Below are 21,233 nucleotides of genomic sequence, written 5' to 3' on the forward strand. Positions count from 1 at the left end.
ACGGCTCGATGGCGGGGCGCGGCTGGGGGATGGCTTCCGGCTCGACGGGGATGTACGGCCGGGAGGCAACGGGCGGCTCGTTGGTGGCGGCCAGTCCGGGGGGCCGGTGGGTCCGGATGCCACCGATGCCATGGCGGGGCCGTACGGGCCGGACTTCCTGGGAAGCACGGATGCCACGGGCGGCCCGAGTGCCACGGGCGGCTCCAGGGCCATGAGCGGCTCCCGTGCCGCGGGCGACCTGAGTGGCACGCGCGGCACCGCGGGGCCGAGCAATGCCGATGAGGCAAGCCGCGCCGATGAGGCAAGCCGCGCCGGTGGGGCGCGCGGCCCGGGCGCCATGGGCGGCACCGAGGCCGCGGTCGACGACGGCTACCACGACGACCGCGACGACCGCTATGTCGGGACGGACGGGCTGGATGCCTTTCTCGATGAGGCCGAGCGGTTGCCGGGGATCCGGGTGGCCGGGGTGACGGCGTTTCCGTGCGTGCTGTGCGATCCGGAGACCGGGGAGCCACGGCCCACGCCCAACTTCGCGCTGGCCCTGAGGGCTGTCGACCGGCTCGCGGCCCGCGGTCACACCGACCTCAAGCTGAGCGCGCCGAGCGCCACCTCGATGGCCACCCTGCCGCTGCTGGCCCGGCTGGGCGCGACGCACGGCGAGCCGGGCCACGCGCTGACCGGCACGACGCCGCTGCATGCGGTGGACCACGGGCAGCCGGAGCGGCCCGCGTACGTGTACGTGAGCGAGGTCGCCCACACCCTCGCCGACGGCCGGCCCGCGCTGTACGGCGGCGGTTTCTACGCACGGGGCGGGGCCAGGGAGGCGCTGATCCCGCGTACCGGGGCACGGCTGCGGGTCGAGGACGCGCCCGCGGCGAACATCGACTATTACCGGCTGCTCGCGCCCGGCGATGCGCGGGTGGGCGATACCGCGGTGCTGGCGTTCCGTACGCAGGTCTTCGTCACCCGCAGCACCGTCGCGGTGGTCTCCGGGCTGTCCTCGGGCACGCCGAAGCTCACCGGCCTCTACGACCCGCTGGGGAGGCCCTATTGAGCAACCGCAATTGAGCAACCGCAGCAGAGGAGCCCGTACCGCACACTTTCCCTCCGGACGCCAGGAACCGCCATGAGCAAGATCGTCATTCTCGTCGTCGACGGCTTCGGCATCGGCGCGATGCCGGACGCCGGAGCCCTGCGCCCCGGCGACGCCGAAGCCGACACCCTGGGCCACCTCCTCGACCACCACCGTGCGGCCACCGGCCGCCCGCTGGAGCTGCCCGCGTTCGGGGCGCTCGGACTGGGCGCCGTCCATCCGCACCCGGACCTCGCGCCGTGCCCCTCGCTGCCGGTCGCGGCCGGCCGGGCGGCACTGGGGTACCCGGGCGCGGACACCTACGCGGGCCATCAGACCATGATGGGCGCCGACTTCAGCCGGGTGACGGTGGCGCGGCTGGCCGAGCACCTGCAGGAGGTGACGGCTGCCCTGCGGGCGGCCGGGCACCGTACCGAACTGCTCGACGGCAAGCCGCTGGTGGTGGTCGACGGCCGGGTGCTGGTGCACGACAACCTGGAGGCCGATCCGGGTATCAACTGGAACGCCTCGGGGCGGCTGGCGGAGGCGCCGTTCGCGCAGGTCCTGGCGGTGGCGCAGGTGGTCAGGGAGGTCGCGCCGGTGGCCCGGGTGATCGCGGTGGGCGGCAACGCCGACGGACCGCTGACCGGGTTCGTACGGCACGGGGAGGCCGGCACGGTCGGGCTGGACACTCCTGCCAGCGGCTTCTACCGCAACGGCGGGCTGGAGGTGCAGCACCTGGGCGCGCCGCTGGACCACACCCGCCAGCTGCCGGAGGCGGCCGCCCGCGCGGGCGTTCCGGTGACCCTCGTCGGCAAGGCGGCCGACATCCTGGCCTGCGGGGCGGCGGTGCGGCGGCCGGCGGTGGACACGGGTGAAGTGCTGCAGCTGACGGTGGACGCGGTCCGGGCGGCCGGGCCGGGTGGAGCGGACGGTACGGAGGGGGCGGCGCTGGTGGTCAGCAATGTGCAGGAGACCGATCTGGCCGGGCACCAGCAGGACCCGGGGCGTTACGCGGCGGTGCTGCGGCAGGTGGACGAGGGGATCGCGAGGCTGCTGCCGCTGCTCACCGCGCCCGGGGACCGGCTGATCGTCACGGGTGACCACGGCAACGATCCGACGATCGGGCACGCCTTCCACACCCGGGAGTACGTGCCGGTGCTGATCCACCGTCCCGGCGCGGAAGCCGCCGAGCGCCTTCCGGACGCCGTGTCGCTGGCAGACGTGGGCGCCACCGCTGCCGTGACGCTGGGGCTGAGCCCGGCCGGGCTCGCCAACGGCGCTCCGCTCCATGTGGAGTGCCCTATACGTGGCGCAGCCGACGCCGCCCGCACGGGGCGCGCGATGCCCTGACGCGCAGGCTCCTGCCCGCCCCCGGTTGCGGGCGGAGACGCGGCCCTCCCCGCACCGGGTGCGCGTACGTCACCGAGTACTCGCACGGCTCCCGGTACATGGACGACCCCGCGTACACGTACGGCCCCGGCCGGACGGGGCCGGGCGGGGCCGTGGGGGCGGACGGCGACGGTCGGCCGCGCGTCAGCCCATGAACTTCTTGAACTCCTCCGGGAGTTCGAAGTTCTGCGGGTCGTCCTGGCCGCCCTGCGGGAGGCCGAGCGGGTTGCCGTTCTGGGCGGCCTCGCGGCGGGCCGCTGCGGCCTGCTCCTCGGCCTTGCGCTTCATGGGGTTGCCGCTGCGCTGCTTGCCCTTGGCCTTCTTCTGCTGCTTCTTCTTCTTGGCGCCGCCGCCCATCCCCGGCATCCCGGGCATGCCCGGCATCCCCGGCATGCCGCCGCCCTGGGCCATCTTCGACATCATCTTGCGGGCGTCGAAGAAGCGCTCGACCAGGCTCTTCACGGCGCTGACGTCGACACCGGAACCGCGCGCGATACGGGCCCGGCGCGAGCCGTTGATGATCGTCGGGTCCTGGCGCTCGGCCGGGGTCATCGACTTGATGATCGCGGCGGTGCGGTCGACGTCCCGCTCGTCGAGGTTGTTGATCTGGTCCTTCATCTGCGCCATGCCGGGCAGCATGCCGAGCAGCTTGGAGATGGAGCCCATCTTGCGGACCTGCTCCATCTGGGCCAGGAAGTCGTCGAGCGTGAACTCCTTCGGGCCCTTCTGCAGCTTGGCCGCCATCTTCTCGGCCTCGGCCTGGCTGAAGGTCTGCTCGGCCTTCTCGATGAGCGACAGCATGTCGCCCATGCCGAGGATGCGGGACGCCATGCGGTCCGGGTGGAACGCGTCGAAGTCGTCCAGCTTCTCGCCGTTGGAGGCGAACATGATCTGCTTGCCGGTGACGTGCGCGATGGAGAGCGCGGCACCACCACGGGCGTCGCCGTCGAGCTTGGAGAGCACGACGCCGTCGAAGCCGACGCCGTCGCGGAAGGCCTCTGCGGTGTTGACCGCGTCCTGGCCGATCATGGCGTCGACGACGAAGAGGACCTCGTCGGGCTTGACCGCGTCGCGGATGTCCGCGGCCTGCTGCATCAGCTCCTGGTCGATGCCCAGGCGGCCGGCGGTGTCGACGATCACGACGTCGTGCTGCTTCGTGCGGGCGAACTCGACCGAGTCCTGGGCGACCTTGACCGGGTCGCCGACGCCGTTGCCCGGCTCCGGGGCGAAGATCGCCACGCCGGCGCGCTCGGCGACGACGGTGAGCTGGTTCACCGCGTTCGGACGCTGGAGGTCACAGGCGACCAGCAGCGGGGCGTGGCCCTGCGCCTTGAGCCAGCGGCCGAGCTTGCCGGCCAGCGTGGTCTTACCGGCACCCTGCAGACCCGCGAGCATGATGACCGTCGGCGGCTGCTTGGCGAAGCGGAGCCGGCGGGTCTCGCCGCCGAGGATGCCGATGAGCTCCTCGTTGACGATCTTGATGACCTGCTGGGCGGGGTTCAGCGCCTGCGAGACCTCGGCGCCCAGCGCCCGCTCCTTCACCTGCTTGATGAAGGCACGGACGACGGGGAGCGCGACATCCGCCTCGAGCAGGGCGATACGGATCTCGCGCGCGGTGGCGTCGATGTCCGCCTCGGAGAGGCGCCCCTTGCCCCGGAGATTTTTGAAAGTACTCGCCAGGCGGTCGGAAAGCGTATCGAACACGGCGGTCGTCGATCCTCGGGGTCGGGGGTGGAGTCAATCGGCTTCTAGAGTATCCGCCCCACGGTACAGAACGTCCCGGCCCACCCGAAGAGGCGGACGGGGCCGCGGTCCCCGGCTGCGCGGGGCGCCCCACGGGGGACCGCAGGCCGAGCCGGTCACGCCCGCCGCCGGCGTCCCGCGGCCCCGGTCCGTCCCGCCCGCCGCAGGGCCGGCAGCGTCCGGGCCGGCCGAGGCGACGGGTTCGGCCGCGGTCACGGCCCCTGCCGAGGCTCCGGGACCTGACCGGTCACTTCAGGGCGCGTTCTACCGCCTGGGCCACCTCGGTGGCGGTGGTCGGTGGGAGGGGGGAGCCGTCGGCGTCGGTGACGTAGAAGGCATCGACCGCGTTGGCGCCAAGCGTGCTGACGTGGGCGCTGCGTACGGTGACGCCCGCGTCCTCCAGCGCCCGGCCGATCCGGTACAGCAGACCCTGGGCGTCCTGGGCACGCACCTCGATCACGGTGGCGGAGCGGGAGCCGCCGGGCGCCACCGTCACGCGGGGCGGCGGTGCCTGCAGGCCGCGCGAGCGGCGTGCGTAGGCGCGTTCGCGCTCGGCGAGGCGTGCGGGGATGTCGAGCGTGCCGTCCAAGGCGCGTACGAGGTCGGCGCGGAGCCGGGTCACCTGCGGGAGCGAGCCGTACTCGGCGGCCACCCGCCAGCTGAGGAGCAGCACCGGGCGGCGGGCGGTCACAGACGCGGACGGGGACGCGGAGCCCGCGCCCTCGCCCGTGCCCGTGCCCACGCCCGCGCCGGTGTCCGAGTCCGAGGCTTCGGTACCTGCGGCCGGCCGCCGTACCGCGTCCCCGTCGTCCGTCCCGTACAGCTCCCCCGGCAGCGGCATGACGCGCAGGTCGGCGGCGCGGACGGTGAGGCGGTGCACGGCGAGTACGCCCGCGGTGGCGGGGAGGACACCAGGGCGGTCCGGCACGGCGAGCAGGAGTTCGACGCCGACCGGCTCCGGTTCTCCTCCGGACTCCGGTCCGCCTCCCCCGGCTCCCGGGCCGCCCTCGGTCGCGGCCCCCGGCTTTCCCGCGGAGCCCGCCGCACGAGCCGCGTCCGGCCCATACGCCCCGTCCGGCCCATACGCCCCGTCCGGCCCATACGACCCGTCCGCCGTTCCGCGGGCGCCGGCGGGCTTGGGGACGCCGGGCGGTTCGAGGCGGGTGTGCAGGGCGAGTACGGGTTCGCCGGTGCGCCATGCCTCGATGGCGAGGCGTTCCTGTTCCGCGGTGGGCTCCCACGGAGTCGGCGTGGCCGCGTCCGGCTCCCCCGCCAGCAGTCCGCCGACCCGTCGCACCAGGTCGGCGACCAGCCCCTCGCGCCAGCGGCTCCAGGCCGCCGGGCCGGTGGCCAGCGCGTCGGCCTCGGTGAGCGCGTGCAGCAGCTCCAGCGTGCCGGCGCTGCGCACGACCCGGGCGACCGAGGCGACCGTCGCGGGATCGTCCAAGTCGCGACGGGTTGCGGTGTCGACGAGGAGGAGGTGGTGCCGGACGAGGGTGGCGATGACGTCCGTGTCCCTGGCGTCGAAGCCGAGCCGGGCGGCCACGTCGCGGGCGATGGTCTCGCCGGACACCGAGTGGTCGCCGGGCCAGCCCTTGCCGATGTCGTGCAGCAGCGCGGCCATCAGCAGCAGGTCGGGGCGGTGGACGCGGCGGGTCAGTGCGGAGGCGCGTACGGCCGTCTCGACGAGGTGCCGGTCGACGGTCCAGCGGTGCACGGCGTTGCGCTGCGGGCGGCAGCGGACGCGCTCCCAGTCCGGCAGCAGCCGGGTGATGATCCCCTCGGCCTCCAGCGCCTCCCACACGGGCACGGTGCGCGCGCCGGCGCCCAGCAGCGTCAGCAGCTCCTCGCGGGCCTCGGCGGGCCAGGGCACGGGCAGCGGCCGGGCAGCGGCGGCCAGCCTGCGCACGGCGTGCGGGGACAGCGGCAGGCCGGCCTGGGCGGCGGCGGCCGCTGCGCGCAGCGGCAGCACGGCATCACGCTCCGGGCGGGCCGTGCGGGCCAGCACGGCCTCGCCGTCGTGCTCGACGACGCCCTCGGCCAGCGGCGAACGCTCGCCCCGGCTCGCGGTCCGCCCGCCCCGGCCGCTGATCAGACCGCGCAGCGAGGGCCGTACGGAGCGGGCGCGGAGCACGCGGCCGACCTCGCGCCAGGTGACGTCACCGGCGTACGAGATGGTGCGGGCCGACTCGTACACCTGGCGCAGCAGCGCGTCGGCGTCGAGCAGGCCGAGGGCCTCCGCGACCTGGTCCTGCTCCTGGAGCGCGAGCCGGTCGGTGGCCCGGCCGGTGACGAGGTGCAGGGCGTCGCGCACGTCCAGCAGGCAGCCGCGGGCGGCTTCCAGGCCGGCTCGCGGGGCGTCGGCGAGCCAGGAGGCGGCGACCGCGCGCAGGGCGGTGACGTCACGGAGGCCGCCGCGGGCCTCTTTCAGGTCGGGTTCGAGGAGGTACTGCAGTTCGCCCTGGCGGTCGGCCCGGTCCAGGCAGAGGGCGTGGAGTTCGGGGAGGCGTTTGGGCGCCGCCTCGCGCCAGTCGGCGAAGCTCGCGGTGCGCAGGGCGGCGGTGAGGTCGGCGCTGCCCGCGAGGTGGCGGGCGTCGAGCAGGCCGAGCTGGGCCTTGAGGTCGTCGCGGGCGGTGCGGCGGGCCTCGGCGAGGGTGCGGACGGAGTGGTCCAGGTCCAGGCCGAGGTCCCACAGCGGATACCAGAGGTGGTCGGCGAGGGCCGCGACCTCCTGCGCCGATGCCTTGCCGTCGTGGAGGAGGAGCAGGTCGAGGTCGCTGCGGGGGGAGAGTTCGCCGCGGCCGTAGCCGCCGACGGCGACGAGCGCCGCATCGCCGACGCCGCTGCGCGCGGCGGCGCTCTCGAACAGTCCGGCCAGCCACTGGTCGGTCAGCCGGGCCAGGGCCGTACGGCGTTCGGGGCCGGTCTGCGCGGGGTCCTGGAGCAGCCGCAGCCGGGCGGCCGCGTACCCCTCCTCATCGGCGCCACCGTCGCCCTTCGCCGCACCGCCCTCGGCGGCCGGCGCACCGCCCTCGGCCTGCGCCGTACCGCGCTCGGCCGCCCTACCGCCCTCGGCCGACGCACCGCCGTCAGCCTTCGTCGCACCGCCCTCGGCCGTCGCCGCACCAGCCCCGGCGGCCGACGCACCGCCCTCGGCCGACGCACCGGAAGGCGGCCCCGCGGGCCCCGCCCCCTCAGCCTTGCCCGGCCCCGCAGCCGTTCCCGGCCCCTCCGGCCTCGCCGTTTCCTCCACGCTGTCCGTCACCTCAGGCGCTCCTCGGTCGTCTCGGTCCAGCCCCCAGTGATCGTTTCCGCCCCTCGCCCCCCACAGGCCGCCCACTCGCCCCTCGCCCGCACGGTCTGCCCGCTCACCAGCCCGCACGGGCCGCCCACTCGCCCCCTGGCCAGGACGGCCGGGACGGCCGCAACGGCCACGCGCGGCCCCCGCCACCGAGCCCCCTCGGCACCGGCCAACAGGGACAGCCGCGCCCGAGCACGCACGGCCAGGCTCCACACCCGCACGCCCGAACGGCCGGGCACCACACCCGCACGTACCCACGGCCAGGCACCGCGCCCGAGCGCGTACGCGCGGCCGGGCGCCGCACCCGCAGGTGCGTGCGCCCGGGTGACAGCGGTGTCCCTCAGAGCGCGTCCGGTCCGCGCTCCCCCGTGCGGACGCGTACCGCCTCGTCCACGGGGACGCTCCAGACCTTGCCGTCGCCGATCTTGCCGGTGCGGGCCGCCTTCACGACGACCTCGACGAGCTGTTCGGCGTCCGCGTCCTCGACCAACACCTCGATGCGGATCTTGGGCACCAGGTCCACGGTGTACTCGGCGCCGCGGTACACCTCCGTGTGGCCGCGCTGCCGGCCGTATCCGCTGGCCTCGGTGACCGTCAGACCGTGCACGCCGAACGCCTGCAGGGCCTCCTTCACCTCGTCCAGCCGGTGCGGCTTGATTACTGCCGTGATGAGCTTCACGCGTCCACCTTCTTCGCCTTGCCCGGAGTGCCGTCCTGGGCCTGAGCCGATGATCCTGCCTGCGGGGCCCGGGAGCCGGACCCGTCGTCCTCCGTCTCCGGAGTCTCACCGGATGCCGGTGCCGGGCCGGGGGCCGGGGCCGCCGAACGGGGCAGGGCCGTGCCGCCGCCGGTGCCGCCGTAGTCGTACGCCGTCTCCGCGTGGGCGGCCTGGTCCACGCCCGCCAGCTCCTCGTCCTCGCTGATCCGGAAGCCCATCACCAGGTCGATGACCTTGGCAAGGACGAACGAGACGACGAGGGAGTACAGCAGGACGCAGACCACGCCGACGGACTGCTTGCCCAGCTGGGCCAGGCCGCCGCCGTAGAACAGGCCCTTGGCGTCGCTCTGCACGCCGCCGGTGGCGAAGAAGCCGATGAGCAGGGAGCCGACGACACCGCCGACCAGGTGGACGCCGACGACGTCGAGGGAGTCGTCGTAGCCGAACCGGTACTTCAGGCCGACGGCCATGGCGCACAGCACGCCGGCGATCACGCCGATCGCGATGGAGCCGAGCGGGCTGACCGAGCCGCAGGCCGGGGTGATGGCGACCAGTCCCGCGACCGCGCCGGACGCGGCGCCCAGGGTGGTGAAGGAGCCGTGTCGCAGCTTCTCGTAGCCGAGCCAGCCGAGCATCGCGGCGGCCGTGGCGACCTGGGTGTTCAGGAAGGCGACCGCGCCGACGCCGTCGTCGTTGCCGAGCCAGGAGCCGGCGTTGAAGCCGAACCAGCCGAACCACAGCAGGCCGGCGCCGAGCATGACCAGCGGCAGGCTGTGCGGCCGCATCGGGTCCTTCTTGAAGCCGATGCGCTTGCCCACGACGAAGATCACGCCGAGGGCCGCGGCGCCGGCGTTGATGTGGACGGCCGTACCGCCCGCGAAGTCGATCACGCCGAGCTCGTAGAGCCAGCCGCCGGCGCCCCACACCCAGTGGGCGACCGGGAAGTACACGACCGTCGCCCACAGGACGACGAACAGCGCCCAGGCGGTGAACTTGACCCGGTCGGCGAGCGCTCCGCTGATCAGGGCGGGGGTGAGGACCGCGAACATCAGCTGGAAGGCGGCGAAGACGTAGACCGGGATGGAGTAGCCGTCCCACAGCTCGGTGAGCCCGATGCCGCTGAGTCCGACGTAGTCACCGCTGAAGCCGATGACCGCACCGTGGTCGGTGCCGAAGGCGAGGCTGAAGCCGTAGAGCACCCACAGGATGGTCACCAGGCCGAGGCTGATGAAGCTCATCATCAGCATGTTCAGGACGCTCTTCACGCGGACCATGCCGCCGTAGAAGAACGCGAGCGCGGGGGTCATCACCATCACCAGGGCGGTGGCGATCAGCATGAATCCGGTGTCGGCGGGGCTCAGCTCGGCTTTCTCGGCCGAGAGGTTCGCTGCGACCGTAAGGATGCCTGGGGGCATCGGCGTCTCCTCGTCGTCGATGCGGCCCGTGCGGGCGTGGTGCTGATGGGCCGGCTTTCGCCACGAGATTGACGCAGCGCCGTTTCCGGTGGAGCGCCCCGGTGTTTCGCCGGAGTGACGAAGGCGACGGCGGTGTTACGCCCGGATGAACGCCTGTGAGGGCCACGGAACGCCTGCGGGGGGCGCGAAAGCGCGAACCGGCCGCGACCTGTGCCCGCAGACTGGCGATGGGGGAGCCGAGTCGGACTGTACGGGGCGTGGGCCGCGGCCGGGGTCTTCGCGGTACCGCAGGAGCGGTCGTGGGGCTGTCGTCAGACGGCCTCCGCTGCGGTCTCCGGCAGGTGGTGCTGCAGTTCCTCGGTCAGCTGGATCACCTCGGCGACGTCGGAGAAGTCGCGCGCCGCGGTGTCCACGGTCTTGCGCAGCCGGGTGTTGACCCGCTCCGAGCGGACCTGCTTGGCGAACGGTATGGCCTTCTGGGCCATGTCCGCGCACTGCTCGGGCTCGCGCTGCAGCAGGTGGACGGTGGCCATGCCGATGAGGTTGAGGGCGTAGGAGCGCTGGTGCTCGGGGTCCTTCCCGAACAGCTCGACGGCGCGCTCCATCACGGGGTGCGCCAGCGAGGCGTACGTGGGGCTGCGGCCCGCGACGTAGGCGAGGTCGCGGTACGAGTGGGCGTTCTCGGCGTTCAGCTCGGCCTCGGAGAAGAAGCGGATCCAGTCCGGCTCGGGCCCCTCGCCGGGCTCGACGTCGGCGAAGGTGTCCTCGGCCATCCGCACGGCCCGCTTGACCTTGCTGGGCTGGCCCATGCCGGCGTACGCACGGGCCTCCGATCGCATACAGCATGGACTGGGTGCGGGGCGTGGCCATTTCCCGGCTGCCGTACTGCGCGAGATGGATCAGCTCCAGGGCGTCCTCGGGCCGCCCGAGGTGGATCATCTGGCGGCTCATGCTGGAGAGGATGTACGAGCCGAGGGGCTTGTCACCGGCCTCCTTGGCGGCGTGCAGCGCGAGGACGAAGTACTTCTGCGCCGTGGGCTGCAGGCCGATGTCGTAGCTCATCCAGCCCGCCAGCTCGGCCAGCTCGGCGGCGACCTTGAACAGCCGCTTGGAGACCGCCTCGGGGTGCGCCTCCTGGAGCAGGTCGGTGACCTCGTGGAGCTGCCCGACGACGGCCTTGCGGCGCAGTCCGCCGCCGCACTGGGCGTCCCACTGCCGGAACATCATGGTCGTGGACTCCAGCAGCTCCAGCTCGGGCTGCGAGAGCCGGCCGCTGCGGCGGCGCCCGCCCTCGGCCCGCGCCTCGTCCGCCGCGCCGGCGGGGGTGGGCACGAGCCAGCGCTGCATCGGTTCGATGAGGGCGGGACCCGCCGCCAGCGCCAGTGACGTCCCGAGGAAGCCGCGCCGCGCCAGCATCAGGTCGCTGCGCGAGAACTCGCCGATGAGCGAGACCGTCTGGGGCCCGGCCCAGGGGAGGTCGACGCCGGAGACCGACGGGGACTGGTGCGCGCTGCGCAGGCCCAGGTCCTCCACGCCCACGACGCACCCGAAGCGCTCGGAGAACAGCTCGGACAGGATCCGCGGGATCGGCTCCCGGGGCTGCTCGCCGTCCAGCCAGCGGCGGACCCGTGAGGTGTCCGTACTGATGTGGTGCGCGCCCAGCTGCCTGGCGCGGCGGTTGACCTGTCGGGCGAGTTCGCCCTTGGACCAGCCGCTGCGCACGAACCACGAGCCCAGTTGCTCGTTCGGGCGCTTGTCAGCGCACGTGCCGCCGTTGCCGCCCAACTCGAACGCCCCCATCCGGATCTGTCTCTCTGTCACGAACCCCGACAGGATGCCGCTCCTTCGCGGCGCCTGTCCTGGAGTGACCCCAGCCGACCACGGATTCCGGCCGCCGGAAAGCCGCCGGACGGTCACTCTGCTTGCCGTTGGCATACCCGCGTGGCGGATACCCCTCCCGGTTCGTGCACCGAAAGTAATCCTACGATCACGCCTCCCGCGAGGCCGGTCCAGGAAACGCCACCATTCGCCACCCCTTTGAATGAACTCCTCCGCGGCTCAGCGCGCTTGACTTGACACAGGTCGCGAAGGGTTGGGCGGAGAGGAGCACTTGAGGGCGCACCTGCCACGCCGCGCAACCCCGAGCACTACGTCACACCGTCGGCGGCGACGACTCTCGACGGAGAGTCACGGTAAAACTCCGGCACGTAACCACTGGCACGCAGGACCCGTTGGAGGGGGCATGGGCTTCACGATCGGCGGCATCCGGGAGTTCCGGGACATCCGCCACGGCACCAGGAAGCGCGTCCGCCCCGCCGAGGGGTCCGCGGTGGCGGAGTACACCGGGCTGTGGGGCTGGGACGTCGTGCCCGGCGCCCGCGCGGCACGGGGCGGCGACGGCCGCACCGTCTGCTCCTGCGGCGCCGACGACTGCCCGGCACCCGGCGCCCACCCCCTCGCCTTCGCCGGCACCCTGCCCGCCGGCACCACGCTGGAGAAGGCGGCCGCCGCCTGGGCCGAGACGCCGGGCGCCGCGGTGCTGCTGCCGGTCGGACGCAGCTTCGACGTCCTCGACGTACCGGTCGCTGCGGGCCGTACGGCCCTGGTCCGGCTCGAACGGATGGGCCTGCCCCTCGGGCCCGTGGCCGCCACCCCGACCGGGCGGGCGCTGTTCTTCGTGGCGCCGGGCGCCGCCGCCGGGCTGCCGACGCTGCTGTACCGCATGGGCTGGGACGACGCCTCGCTGGACCTGCGATGCCTGGGCCCCGGCGACCACGTCGTCGCGCCGCCGTGCGACCTGGCGGGCCTGGGCCCGATGCGCTGGCTGCGGCCGCCGACGCTGGACAGCGCGGGTCACCCCCCGGAGGCGAAGCTGCTGCTCGGCACGCTGGCGTACGTCTGCCACCGGGTGTGCGCCTGACCCGCGCGCCCCGGCCGTGCGCCACGCCCCCGGCCGCGCGCCGCGATCCGTCCGTACGACACCGTGCCCCGGCCGCGCGCCGCGTTCCGGCCGCGGGAGCGCGCCGCCCCCGCGCGCACCCGCCCGAAATCCATCCCCCGCGCCCGGCCGCCGGGCGCGTCATCCCCGCGCCGTGCCGCCGGGCGCACGCGCCGAGCCCCGCCGCACTCCGTGTGCGGCGGGGCTCGGTGTATCGGTAGGGGTGCCGGTGCCCGGGTTAACCCGTTCACGCTCCGGTCAGTCGCCGATCAGTGCGTCGACGAACGCCTCGGGCTCGAAGGGCGCGAGGTCGTCAGCGCCTTCGCCCAGGCCCACGAGCTTCACCGGGACGCCCAGCTCGCGCTGGACGGCGACGATGATGCCGCCCTTGGCCGTGCCGTCCAGCTTGGTCAGGACCACGCCGGTGATGTCCACGACCTCGGCGAAGACCCGGGCCTGCACCAGGCCGTTCTGGCCGGTGGTGGCGTCCAGGACGAGCAGCACCTCGCCGACCGGACCGTGCTTCTCCACGACCCGCTTGACCTTGCCCAGCTCGTCCATGAGGCCGGTCTTGGTGTGCAGCCGGCCGGCGGTGTCGATGAGGACGACGTCCGCGCCCTCGGAGATACCTTCCTTCACCGCGTCGAAGGCGACCGAGGCGGGGTCGCCGCCCTCGGGGCCGCGCACCGTACGGGCGCCGACCCGCTCGCCCCAGGTCTGCAGCTGGTCGGCTGCGGCGGCGCGGAAGGTGTCGGCAGCGCCCAGCACGACGGACTTGCCGTCGGCGACCAGTACGCGGGCGAGCTTGCCGGTGGTGGTGGTCTTGCCGGTGCCGTTGACGCCGACGACCATGACGACGCCGGGGATCTCCTGACCGTTCGCGCCGAGGGCGTTCGCGGTGTTCACGGAGCGGTCGGCCTCGGTGCCGATGAGCTTGACCAGCTCCTCGCGGAGCAGGCCGCGCAGCTCTTCGGGGGTGCGGGTACCGAGCACCTTCACGCGCTCGCGCAGCCGCTCGACCAGCTCCTGGGTGGGCTGCACACCGACGTCGGCGGTGAGCAGGGTGTCCTCGATCTCCTCCCAGGTGTCCTCGTCCAGGTGTTCCCGGGAGAGCAGCGTGAGCAGGCCCTTGCCCAGGGAGTTCTGCGAGCGGGAGAGCCGGGCGCGCAGCCGGACGAGCCGGCCTGCGGTCGGCTCCGGCACCTCGACCTCGGGCGCGGCGGGCGCCTCGGGCTCGGCGACGGGCGGTTCCTCGACGAGGGTGGCGCCGGAGTCCGGCAGCCCGACCTCTTCGATGGTGCGACGTTCCTCGTCGCGGGGGGTCTCGGCGTCCTCACCGACCTGCGGTTCCGCAGGGGGCGCGGTGACGGACGGGGTGGTCGGCGGGGGCGGCGGCAGCTGCTTCTTGCGGCGGCTGCTGACGACGAGCCCGCTGATCGCGCCGAGCGCGACCACAGCGATGACTACAGCAAGGATGACGATTTCCATAACCCCCTCAGTATCGGGCACGCACCGCCCGCGGGGCCGCACGGCACAGATTCCGCAAGCGCACCGCCCGGCCGATAATCAGGATGCGGGCTATCCAGAATTGAATCTGGATGTGTACTATCCGGGTTCACTCCCCGCGGAAACGGACCGCGGGGCGCTGGAAGGAGAATCTGGATGCCTGACATCCTGATTGTGGGCGGCGGTTTCGCCGGGACCTGGGCCGCCGCCGGCGCCGCCCGCCTGCTGCGCGCCCACGGCGCCGCGCACACCGTCGCCCTGCTCACCCCCGGCCAGGACCTGGTGATCCGCCCCCGGCTGTACCAGGCGGACCCGGCGGCGTACCGGGTCCCGCTGGACCGCGTCCTCGGCCCCATCGGGGTGCGGCGCATCGCGGCCTCGGCGACCGGCATCGACACCACCCGCCGGCGCGTCGTCGCCGACGGCCCCGGGGGCCGCGCCGAGTACCCGTACGAGCGGCTGGTGCTGGCCACCGGCAGCGTGCTGGTCCGCCCGGACCTCCCCGGCGCCGGCCTGCTGCACGACGTCGACACGATGGAAGCGGCCGTCGCCCTGGAGGAGCACCTCCACGCGCTGCCGGAGGCACCGGAGGGGCCGGGACGGTTCACGGCGGTCGTGATCGGCGCCGGGTTCACCGGGCTGGAGATCGCGGCGGAGCTGGCGGGCCGGCTGCGCGCCGTCGCCGCGCCGCACGGGCGCGCCGACGAGGTCGAGGTCGTCCTGGTGGAGCGGGACGAGGCCGTCGGGCGCGGGCTCGGCGAGGCCGCGCGCCCGGTGATCGAGGGGGCGCTGGACGAGCTGGGCGTGGCGCGGCGGCTGGGCATCACGGTGACGCGCGTGGACGAGGGAGCCGTGCACCTCTCCGACGGCACCGCGATACCGGCCCGTACGGCCGTCTGGACGGCCGGGGTGCGCGCCGACGGCCTCACGGCGCAGGTCCCGGCCGCGCGCGATGAGCTGGGGCGGCTGGCGGTCGACGAGTGGCTGCGGGTGCGCGGGGTGCCGGAGGTGTACGCGGCCGGGGACACGGCGGCCGCGCCCGCCGAGGACGGCCACACGGTGACGCAGTCCTGCCAGCACGCGACGCCGCTGGGGAAGACCGCCGGGCACAACGCGGCGGCCGACCTGCTCGGGCTGGACCGGGCGCCGTTCGCGCCCGACCCGTACGTCACCTGTCTCGACCTCGGCGGCGCGGGCGCGGTGCTGACCAAGGGCTTCGACCGGGTGCTGAACGACCTGCCGGCCGCGGAGGCCAAGGCCAGGAAGCGGGCGATCAACGAGAGCTGGATCTACCCCCCGGTGGACGACGCCGAGGAGATCCTGCGCGCCGCCGACCACCGGGTGAGCCAGCGCCGGCCGGTGCCGGCGCCCGCGGGCTGACCGGCGCCTCCGGGCGCATACCGGCCGGAAAGCCACCGGCCGGCCAGCGGCTCCGGGACCCGGCTGGACCCTCCGACGAGAAATGTGACGCGCCCGACTCGTCGGAGGGTCCAACGGGTCTTACGGCAGGAAGTTGGTGCAAAGTACGATGGTGGACGGCCGCGCAACGCGCGTAGAGTCCTCGTCGGCCACCGCGCCCCGCAGCCAGGCACCACCGCCGCTGCCGACTGCCCCCTGTGGGGGTGCCCTTGCCCCAGCGCACGAGAGACACCTGCACCATGGACACCACGGCCTCCCCCGAGACCGAAGGAACCGTCGAGACCCGAGGCATCGAACCGGTCCCCGACGACGAACGCCGCGGCCGCGTCCGCGAGCTCTTCCCCACCTGGGTCGCCGCCAACATCAGCGTGCTGCTCCTGACCATGGGCGCCTCGCTGGTGGTCTTCAACGGCCTGAACTTCTGGCAGGTGCTCGTCGTCGCGCTGATCGCCGCCGCGGTCTCCTTCGGCCTCACCGGCCTGCTGTCCGTCACCGGCAAGTGGGGCGGCGCGCCCGGCCTGATGCTCTCGCGCGCCACCTTCGGCGTACGGGGCAACTACTTCCCCGGCATGATCCTGTGGGTCGCCCGCTTCGGCTGGGAGACGATCAACGCGGTCACCGGCGCGTTCGCGCTGCTCACGGTCCTGAAGCTGCTCTTCGGCATCCAGAGCAACGACTTCCTGACCGTGCTCACCCTGTTCGCCTTCGTGGCGACCACGTTCCTGGTCTCCGGTCTCGGCCGGAAGGCGCTGAACGTCTGCAACAAGTGGTCGACGTACCTCTTCGGCATCTTCAGCGTGATGGTGCTGGTCTACCTGATCGCCAAGATGGACTGGCACCAGGTCTTCGCCCAGAAGGCCGGTTCCACGGCGATGATGATCGCGGGCATCGGCACGATAGCGGCCGGCGGCATCAGCTGGATCCCGTCGGGCCCGGACTTCACCCGGTACCTCCCGCACGCCGCGTCCGGCAAGAAGATCGTCGTCACCACCATGTCGGGCGCAGGGCTGGTCATGGTGCCGATGGTGCTGATGGGCGGCGTGATGTCCTCCCGCACGCCCGACCTGGCCAAGGCCAGCGACCCGGTCGCGTTCCTCGGCGACGTGCTGCCCGCCTGGCTGGCCGTGCCGTACCTGATCACCGCGCTGGTCGGCATGCTGCTGATCAACAGCCTGTCGATGTACTCGGCGGGCTTCACCGCGCAGACCATGGGCGTGAAGCTGCCGCGCCCGCTGGCGGTCAGCATCAACGCCGTCATCAGCCTGGTCGGCGGCGCCTTCATGATGCTGGTGGCGTCCAGCTTCATCAGCCAGTTCATCGCCTTCCTGACGCTGCTCGCGGTCTCCTTCTCCGCCTGGGTCGGGGTGTACGCCATCGACATGGCGCGCCGCGCCCGGCGCACCGTCCGGTACGACGCCGAGGCCCTGATGGACACCACCCGCACCGGCCGCTACTGGTACGCCGGCGGCTTCTGCTGGCAGGCGCTGACCGCCTGGGGCGTGGCCCTGGCCATCGGGCTCTGCCTGACCAAGGTCCAGTGGTTCACCGGCCCGCTGGCCGGCACCTGGCTCGGCACGCACGGGCTGGGCTGGGCCGTCACCATCGTGGTCGCCGCCGTGGTCTTCGCGGTGCTGCCCACGCCGCGCGAGAACGCCCCCGCGAAGGGTGACGCGGCGCCGCAGCCGATACCGGCCGGGCGGTAGCCGCGGCGGGCGCCCGCCCTCTCCACAACTGACACAGCATCAGCTAACGTCCCCTTCGCCACCTCCCGGCGAAGGGGACGTTCTCATGCCCGTCACGGTCCTGCGCTTCAACCTGGTCGACCCCGCGCCCACCCCGGAGGGCCTGAGAGCGCGCTACCGGGCGGCCGTCGCGATGGCCCGGTACGCCGACGACATGGGCCTCAGCACGGTCCAGACCGAGGAGCACCACGCCACCGGCAACGGCTGGATGCCCTCACCGCTCACCTTCGCCGGAGCCGTGCTCGGCGCCACCCGGCGGATCACCGTCACGGTCTCCGCGCTGATCACCCCGCTGCACGACCCGCTGCGGCTGGCCGAGGACCTCGCCGTACTGGACCTGCTCGGCGGCGGCCGGCTGGTGACCGTCGCGGGCATCGGCTACCGGCCCGAGGAGTACGCGGCGCACGGCGTGGCGTGGGAGCGGCGCGGCGCGCTGCAGGACGAGGCGCTGGAGACGCTGCTGCGGGCATGGACCGGCGAGCCGTTCACGTACCGGGGGCGCACGGTACGCGTCACGCCGCGCCCGGCCACGCAGCCGCACCCGCTCCTCCTGGTGGGCGGCGGCTCGCGCCCGGCCGCGCGCCGGGCCGCCCGGCTCGGCCTGCCGTTCTTCCCCAGCGCCCACCTGCCGGAGCTCGTCGCGTACTACCACGAGCAGTGCGCCGCGCACGGGCACGAGGGCTGGGTGATGGACCCGCCGGCCACCACCGCGCTGCTGCACGTCGCGGAGGACCCGGACCGGGCCTGGGAGCGCTACGGCGAGCACTTCCTGTACGAGGCGCGCACCTACGCGGGCTGGCAGTCGGCGGACATCCGCTCGGCGGTGCGCTCACGGGCCACGGACGACGTGGCGGCGCTGCGCGAGGAGGGCGTGTACCGGGTGCTCACGCCCGAGGAGTGCGTGGCGTACGCGGGGAAGGCGGAGGCCTCGGACCCGCTGGTCCTGCACCCCCTGTGCGGCGGGATGCCGGTGGACGAGGGGTGGCGGTCGCTGCACCTGTTCGCGGAGCGGGTGCTGCCGGCGCTCGGCACGGCCGGCTGAGGGCCCGCGCGTCCGGGCCCGGGCATGCGGCTGCCCCGGCTCCATCGGGGAGCCGGGGCAGATCCGTGGCGAGGAGAAAGGCTGGCGGGGGGGTTAGCCCATCTCCTCCAACGCCTTGCCCTTCGTCTCCTTCACGAACTTGAGCACGAAGGGGATGGAGAGCAGGGCGAAGATCATGTAGATCACGTACGTGCCGGAGAGGTTCCAGTCCGACAGGCTCGGGAAGCTGGCCGTGATCGCCCAGTTGGCGATCCACTGGGCCGAGGCGGCGACACCGAGCGCCGCGGCACGGATCTTGTTCGGGAACATCTCGCCGAGGAAGACCCAGACCACCACGCCCCAGGAGAGGGCGAAGAAGAGCACGAAGAAGTGCGCGGCGATCAGGGCGACGGTGCCCTCGGTGGACGGCAGGGTGCCGGCCGCGGTCTTGGACGCGAAGGCCCATGCCTCCAGGGCCAGCGCGACCGCCATGCCGGCGGAGCCGATCAGCGCCAGCGGGCGGCGGCCGATCTTGTCGACGAAGACCATCGCGATCACGGTGCCGATGATGTTGATGATCGACGTGGTGAAGCTGTAGAAGAACGAGCTCTCGGGGTTGATGCCCACCGACTGCCACAGCGTCGAGGAGTAGTAGAACGCGACGTTGATGCCGACCAGCTGCTGGAAGACCGACAGGCCGATGCCGACCCAGACGATGGGCAGGAAGCCCGCCCTGCTGCCGAGCAGGTCCTTGAAGGTGGACTTGTGCTCGCGGCGCATCGCCTGCTCGATCTCGTCCACCCGGACGTCGAGGTCCACGCTCGTGCCCTCGACCTCGGCGAGCACCTCCTTGGCCTTGTCACGGCGGCCGACGCTGATCAGGAAGCGGGGCGACTCGGGGATGGCGAAGGAGAGCAGGCCGTAGAGGACGGCCGGGACGACCATGACGCCGAGCATCCACTGCCAGGCCTCCAGGCCGGCGAGCTTGCCGCGCTGGTCGCCGTCGGCGAGGTTCAGGATGCCCCAGTTGACCAGCTGGGAGATGGCGATGCCGATGACGATCGCACCCTGCTGGAAGGAGCCCAGCCGGCCGCGGTACGCGGGCGGCGCGACCTCGGCGATGTAGGCGGGGCCGATGACCGAGGCCATGCCGATGGCGAAGCCGCCGACGACGCGCCAGATGGCCAGGTCCCAGATCGCGAAGGGCAGCGCGGAGCCGATGGCGCTGACCGTGAACAGCACGGACGCGATCTGCATGACGCGGATGCGGCCGATGCGGTCGGCGATCCGGCCCGCGGTGGCGGCGCCGATGGCGCAGCCGATCAGGGCGATGGCGATCACCTGGGCGAGGCCGGCGGAACCGACGTCGTACCGGTGCCGGATCGCCTCGACGGCACCGTTGATCACGGAGCTGTCGTAACCGAACAGGAAGCCGCCCATCGCGGCAGCCGCGGTGATGAAGATGACATGGCCGAGATGGTCCGGATGGGCCTTGCGGCCCTCGGGGACCGCCGGCTGCGCGGTGCTGGTCAACGTGTACTCCAGTGGCCCGGCTGCGCTGCCGGGCGTAGGGGGCTGGCTCTTCCAGTGGCGCATACGAACACGGCACCCACCACTTGAAGGTAAAAGCAACGTTGCAGAGACTATGCCTTCAAGTTTCTAAGTCAATAGGGGGCACTGAAGTGATCTGAGCGGTCACTCTGGGGAGCTGAGTTCAGGTTGTGAACAATCGCAGGTAGGTGCCTTGATCACCTCCGCAGTCGGCTCAGTGCAGTCGCTGACTGATGACCTTGGATACCCCGTCTCCCTGCATGGACACGCCGTACAGCGCGTCGGCGACCTCCATCGTCCGCTTCTGGTGCGTGATGACGATCAGCTGGGAGCTCTCCTGCAGCTCTTCCATGATCCGGATGAGCCGCTGCAGGTTGGTGTCGTCCAGCGCCGCCTCGACCTCGTCCATGACGTAGAACGGGCTCGGCCGCGCCTTGAAGATCGACACCAGCAGGGCAACGGCGGTCAGCGACCGCTCGCCGCCCGAGAGCAGCGACAGCCGCTTGACCTTCTTGCCCGGCGGCCGCGCCTCGACGTCCACGCCGGTGGTCAGCATGTTGTCCGGGTCGGTCAGCACCAGGCGCCCCTCGCCGCCCGGGAAGAGCCGCGCGAAGACGCCCTCGAACTCACGCGCGGTGTCCCAGAACGCCTCGGTGAACACCTGCTCGACGCGCTCGTCGACCTCCTTCACCACCTGGAGCAGATCCGCGCGGGTCTTCTTCAAGTCTTCAAGCTGCTCACTGAGGAACTTGTGCCGCTCCTCCAGCGCGGCGAACTCCTCCAGCGCAAGCGGGTTCACCTTCCCGAGCTGCTGATACGCCCGCTCGGCTGCCTTCAGCCGCTTCTCCTGCTCGGCCCGCACGAACGGCACCGGCTGGTTCCGCGGGTGCTCCGGATCGGCCGGCAGCTCCTCGCCCTCGGCCGGCGGCGACGGCGGCACGAGCTGGTCGGGGCCGTACTCGGCGACCAGCCCGGCCGGCTCCACGCCCAGCTCCTCCAGCGCCTTGGTCTCCAGCTGCTCGATCTTCATGCGCTTCTCGGCGCCCAGCACCTCGCCCCGGTGCACCGAGTCCGTCAGCTTGTCCAGCGCGTCCTTCAGCTCACGGCCCCGCTCCCGCTCGGCGACCAGCGCCTGCTCCCGCTCGGCCTTGGCCGCCTCGGCCGCAGCGCGCTCCTCCTCGGCCCGGACCAGCGAGACCTCGATGTGCGCGAGCAGCTGCCGCGCGCCGTCCGCGACCGCCGACGCGACCCGCGCCTCGTGGCGCAGCCGGGTCGCGCCGCTGCTCGGCCCGCGCCCGCGCTTCCCGCTCGGCACGCGCCGCGCGGTCCAGCCCGTCCGCCCGGCCCGCAAGCCCCTTCACCCGCTCCTCGTGCGTACGGACCTGGAGGCGCGCCTCCATCTCGGTCTGCCGCGC

At 73.1% G+C, this 21,233-nt stretch carries 11 protein-coding genes and 3 pseudogenes; 6 read left to right on the forward strand and 8 right to left on the reverse strand.

The genetic code is table 11. The features are described from left to right. Positions 1–412: 412 nt before the first annotated feature. Positions 413–1,054, forward strand: a pseudogene (locus tag C3486_RS25505) (YhfX family PLP-dependent enzyme); the annotation flags it as partial. A gap of 72 nt (positions 1,055–1,126) precedes the next feature. Beyond that, positions 1,127–2,425, forward strand: coding sequence for a phosphopentomutase (locus C3486_RS25510; RefSeq protein WP_103835107.1), 1,299 nt, complete (start codon positions 1,127–1,129; stop codon positions 2,423–2,425). 183 nt (positions 2,426–2,608) lie between these two features. Here C3486_RS25510 and ffh read toward each other — a convergent pair whose 3' ends face one another. From ffh to C3486_RS25545, 5 genes and pseudogenes are all read right to left on the reverse strand, one after another. After that, positions 2,609–4,168: a signal recognition particle protein gene (ffh, locus tag C3486_RS25515; RefSeq protein ID WP_103835108.1), complete on the reverse strand. Its 1,560-nt coding sequence runs from the start codon at positions 4,166–4,168 to the stop codon at positions 2,609–2,611. 286 nt (positions 4,169–4,454) lie between these two features. Continuing rightward, positions 4,455–7,472, reverse strand: coding sequence for a [protein-PII] uridylyltransferase (locus C3486_RS25525; RefSeq protein WP_308461265.1), 3,018 nt, complete (start codon positions 7,470–7,472; stop codon positions 4,455–4,457). Positions 7,473–7,848: 376 nt separating this feature from the next. After that, on the reverse strand, positions 7,849–8,187 hold the full coding sequence (locus tag C3486_RS25535; protein WP_030267115.1) for a P-II family nitrogen regulator: 339 nt from the start codon (positions 8,185–8,187) through the stop codon (positions 7,849–7,851). After that, positions 8,184–9,641, reverse strand: a complete 1,458-nt coding sequence (locus tag C3486_RS25540) for an ammonium transporter (RefSeq protein WP_103835110.1) — start codon at positions 9,639–9,641, stop codon at positions 8,184–8,186. The genes C3486_RS25535 and C3486_RS25540 overlap by 4 nt, the downstream gene beginning before the upstream one ends. Positions 9,642–9,952: 311 nt before the next feature. Next, positions 9,953–11,441, reverse strand: a pseudogene (locus tag C3486_RS25545) (hypothetical protein). A gap of 442 nt (positions 11,442–11,883) precedes the next feature. Between C3486_RS25545 and C3486_RS25550 the strand changes: the two are divergent. After that, positions 11,884–12,561 (forward strand): bifunctional DNA primase/polymerase, encoded by a 678-nt coding sequence (locus C3486_RS25550; protein WP_103835111.1) that lies wholly within the window; start codon positions 11,884–11,886, stop codon positions 12,559–12,561. Between the two features lie 276 nt (positions 12,562–12,837). Here C3486_RS25550 and ftsY read toward each other — a convergent pair whose 3' ends face one another. Continuing rightward, on the reverse strand, positions 12,838–14,067 hold the full coding sequence (gene ftsY / locus C3486_RS25555; protein ID WP_103835112.1) for a signal recognition particle-docking protein FtsY: 1,230 nt from the start codon (positions 14,065–14,067) through the stop codon (positions 12,838–12,840). Between the two features lie 174 nt (positions 14,068–14,241). On the opposite strand from ftsY, the gene C3486_RS25560 reads away from it, so the two are divergent. The 3 genes from C3486_RS25560 to C3486_RS25570 all read left to right on the forward strand — a co-directional run bounded on the left by C3486_RS25560 (position 14,242) and on the right by C3486_RS25570 (position 18,288). Further along, a complete protein-coding gene (locus C3486_RS25560; protein WP_103835113.1) occupies positions 14,242–15,465 on the forward strand; it encodes an NAD(P)/FAD-dependent oxidoreductase in 1,224 nt (407 codons plus the stop codon). Positions 15,466–15,743: 278 nt separating this feature from the next. Then, entirely contained in the window at positions 15,744–17,207 is a 1,464-nt protein-coding gene (locus tag C3486_RS25565) for a cytosine permease (protein ID WP_103835114.1), read from the forward strand. 85 nt (positions 17,208–17,292) lie between these two features. Next, positions 17,293–18,288 (forward strand): LLM class flavin-dependent oxidoreductase, encoded by a 996-nt coding sequence (locus C3486_RS25570; RefSeq protein WP_103835115.1) that lies wholly within the window; start codon positions 17,293–17,295, stop codon positions 18,286–18,288. A gap of 93 nt (positions 18,289–18,381) precedes the next feature. On the opposite strand, the gene C3486_RS25575 is transcribed toward C3486_RS25570, so the two are convergent. Both C3486_RS25575 and C3486_RS25580 read right to left on the reverse strand, forming a co-directional pair. Next, the gene (locus tag C3486_RS25575) at positions 18,382–19,800 is read right to left on the reverse strand and encodes a sugar porter family MFS transporter (protein ID WP_103835116.1); all 1,419 of its coding nucleotides are present in this window, start codon (positions 19,798–19,800) and stop codon (positions 18,382–18,384) included. 232 nt (positions 19,801–20,032) lie between these two features. Next, positions 20,033–21,233 (reverse strand): annotated as a pseudogene (locus C3486_RS25580) (AAA family ATPase); the annotation flags it as partial.

The organism is Streptomyces sp. Ru73, from assembly GCF_002920575.1.
Lineage (GTDB): Bacteria > Actinomycetota > Actinomycetes > Streptomycetales > Streptomycetaceae > Streptomyces.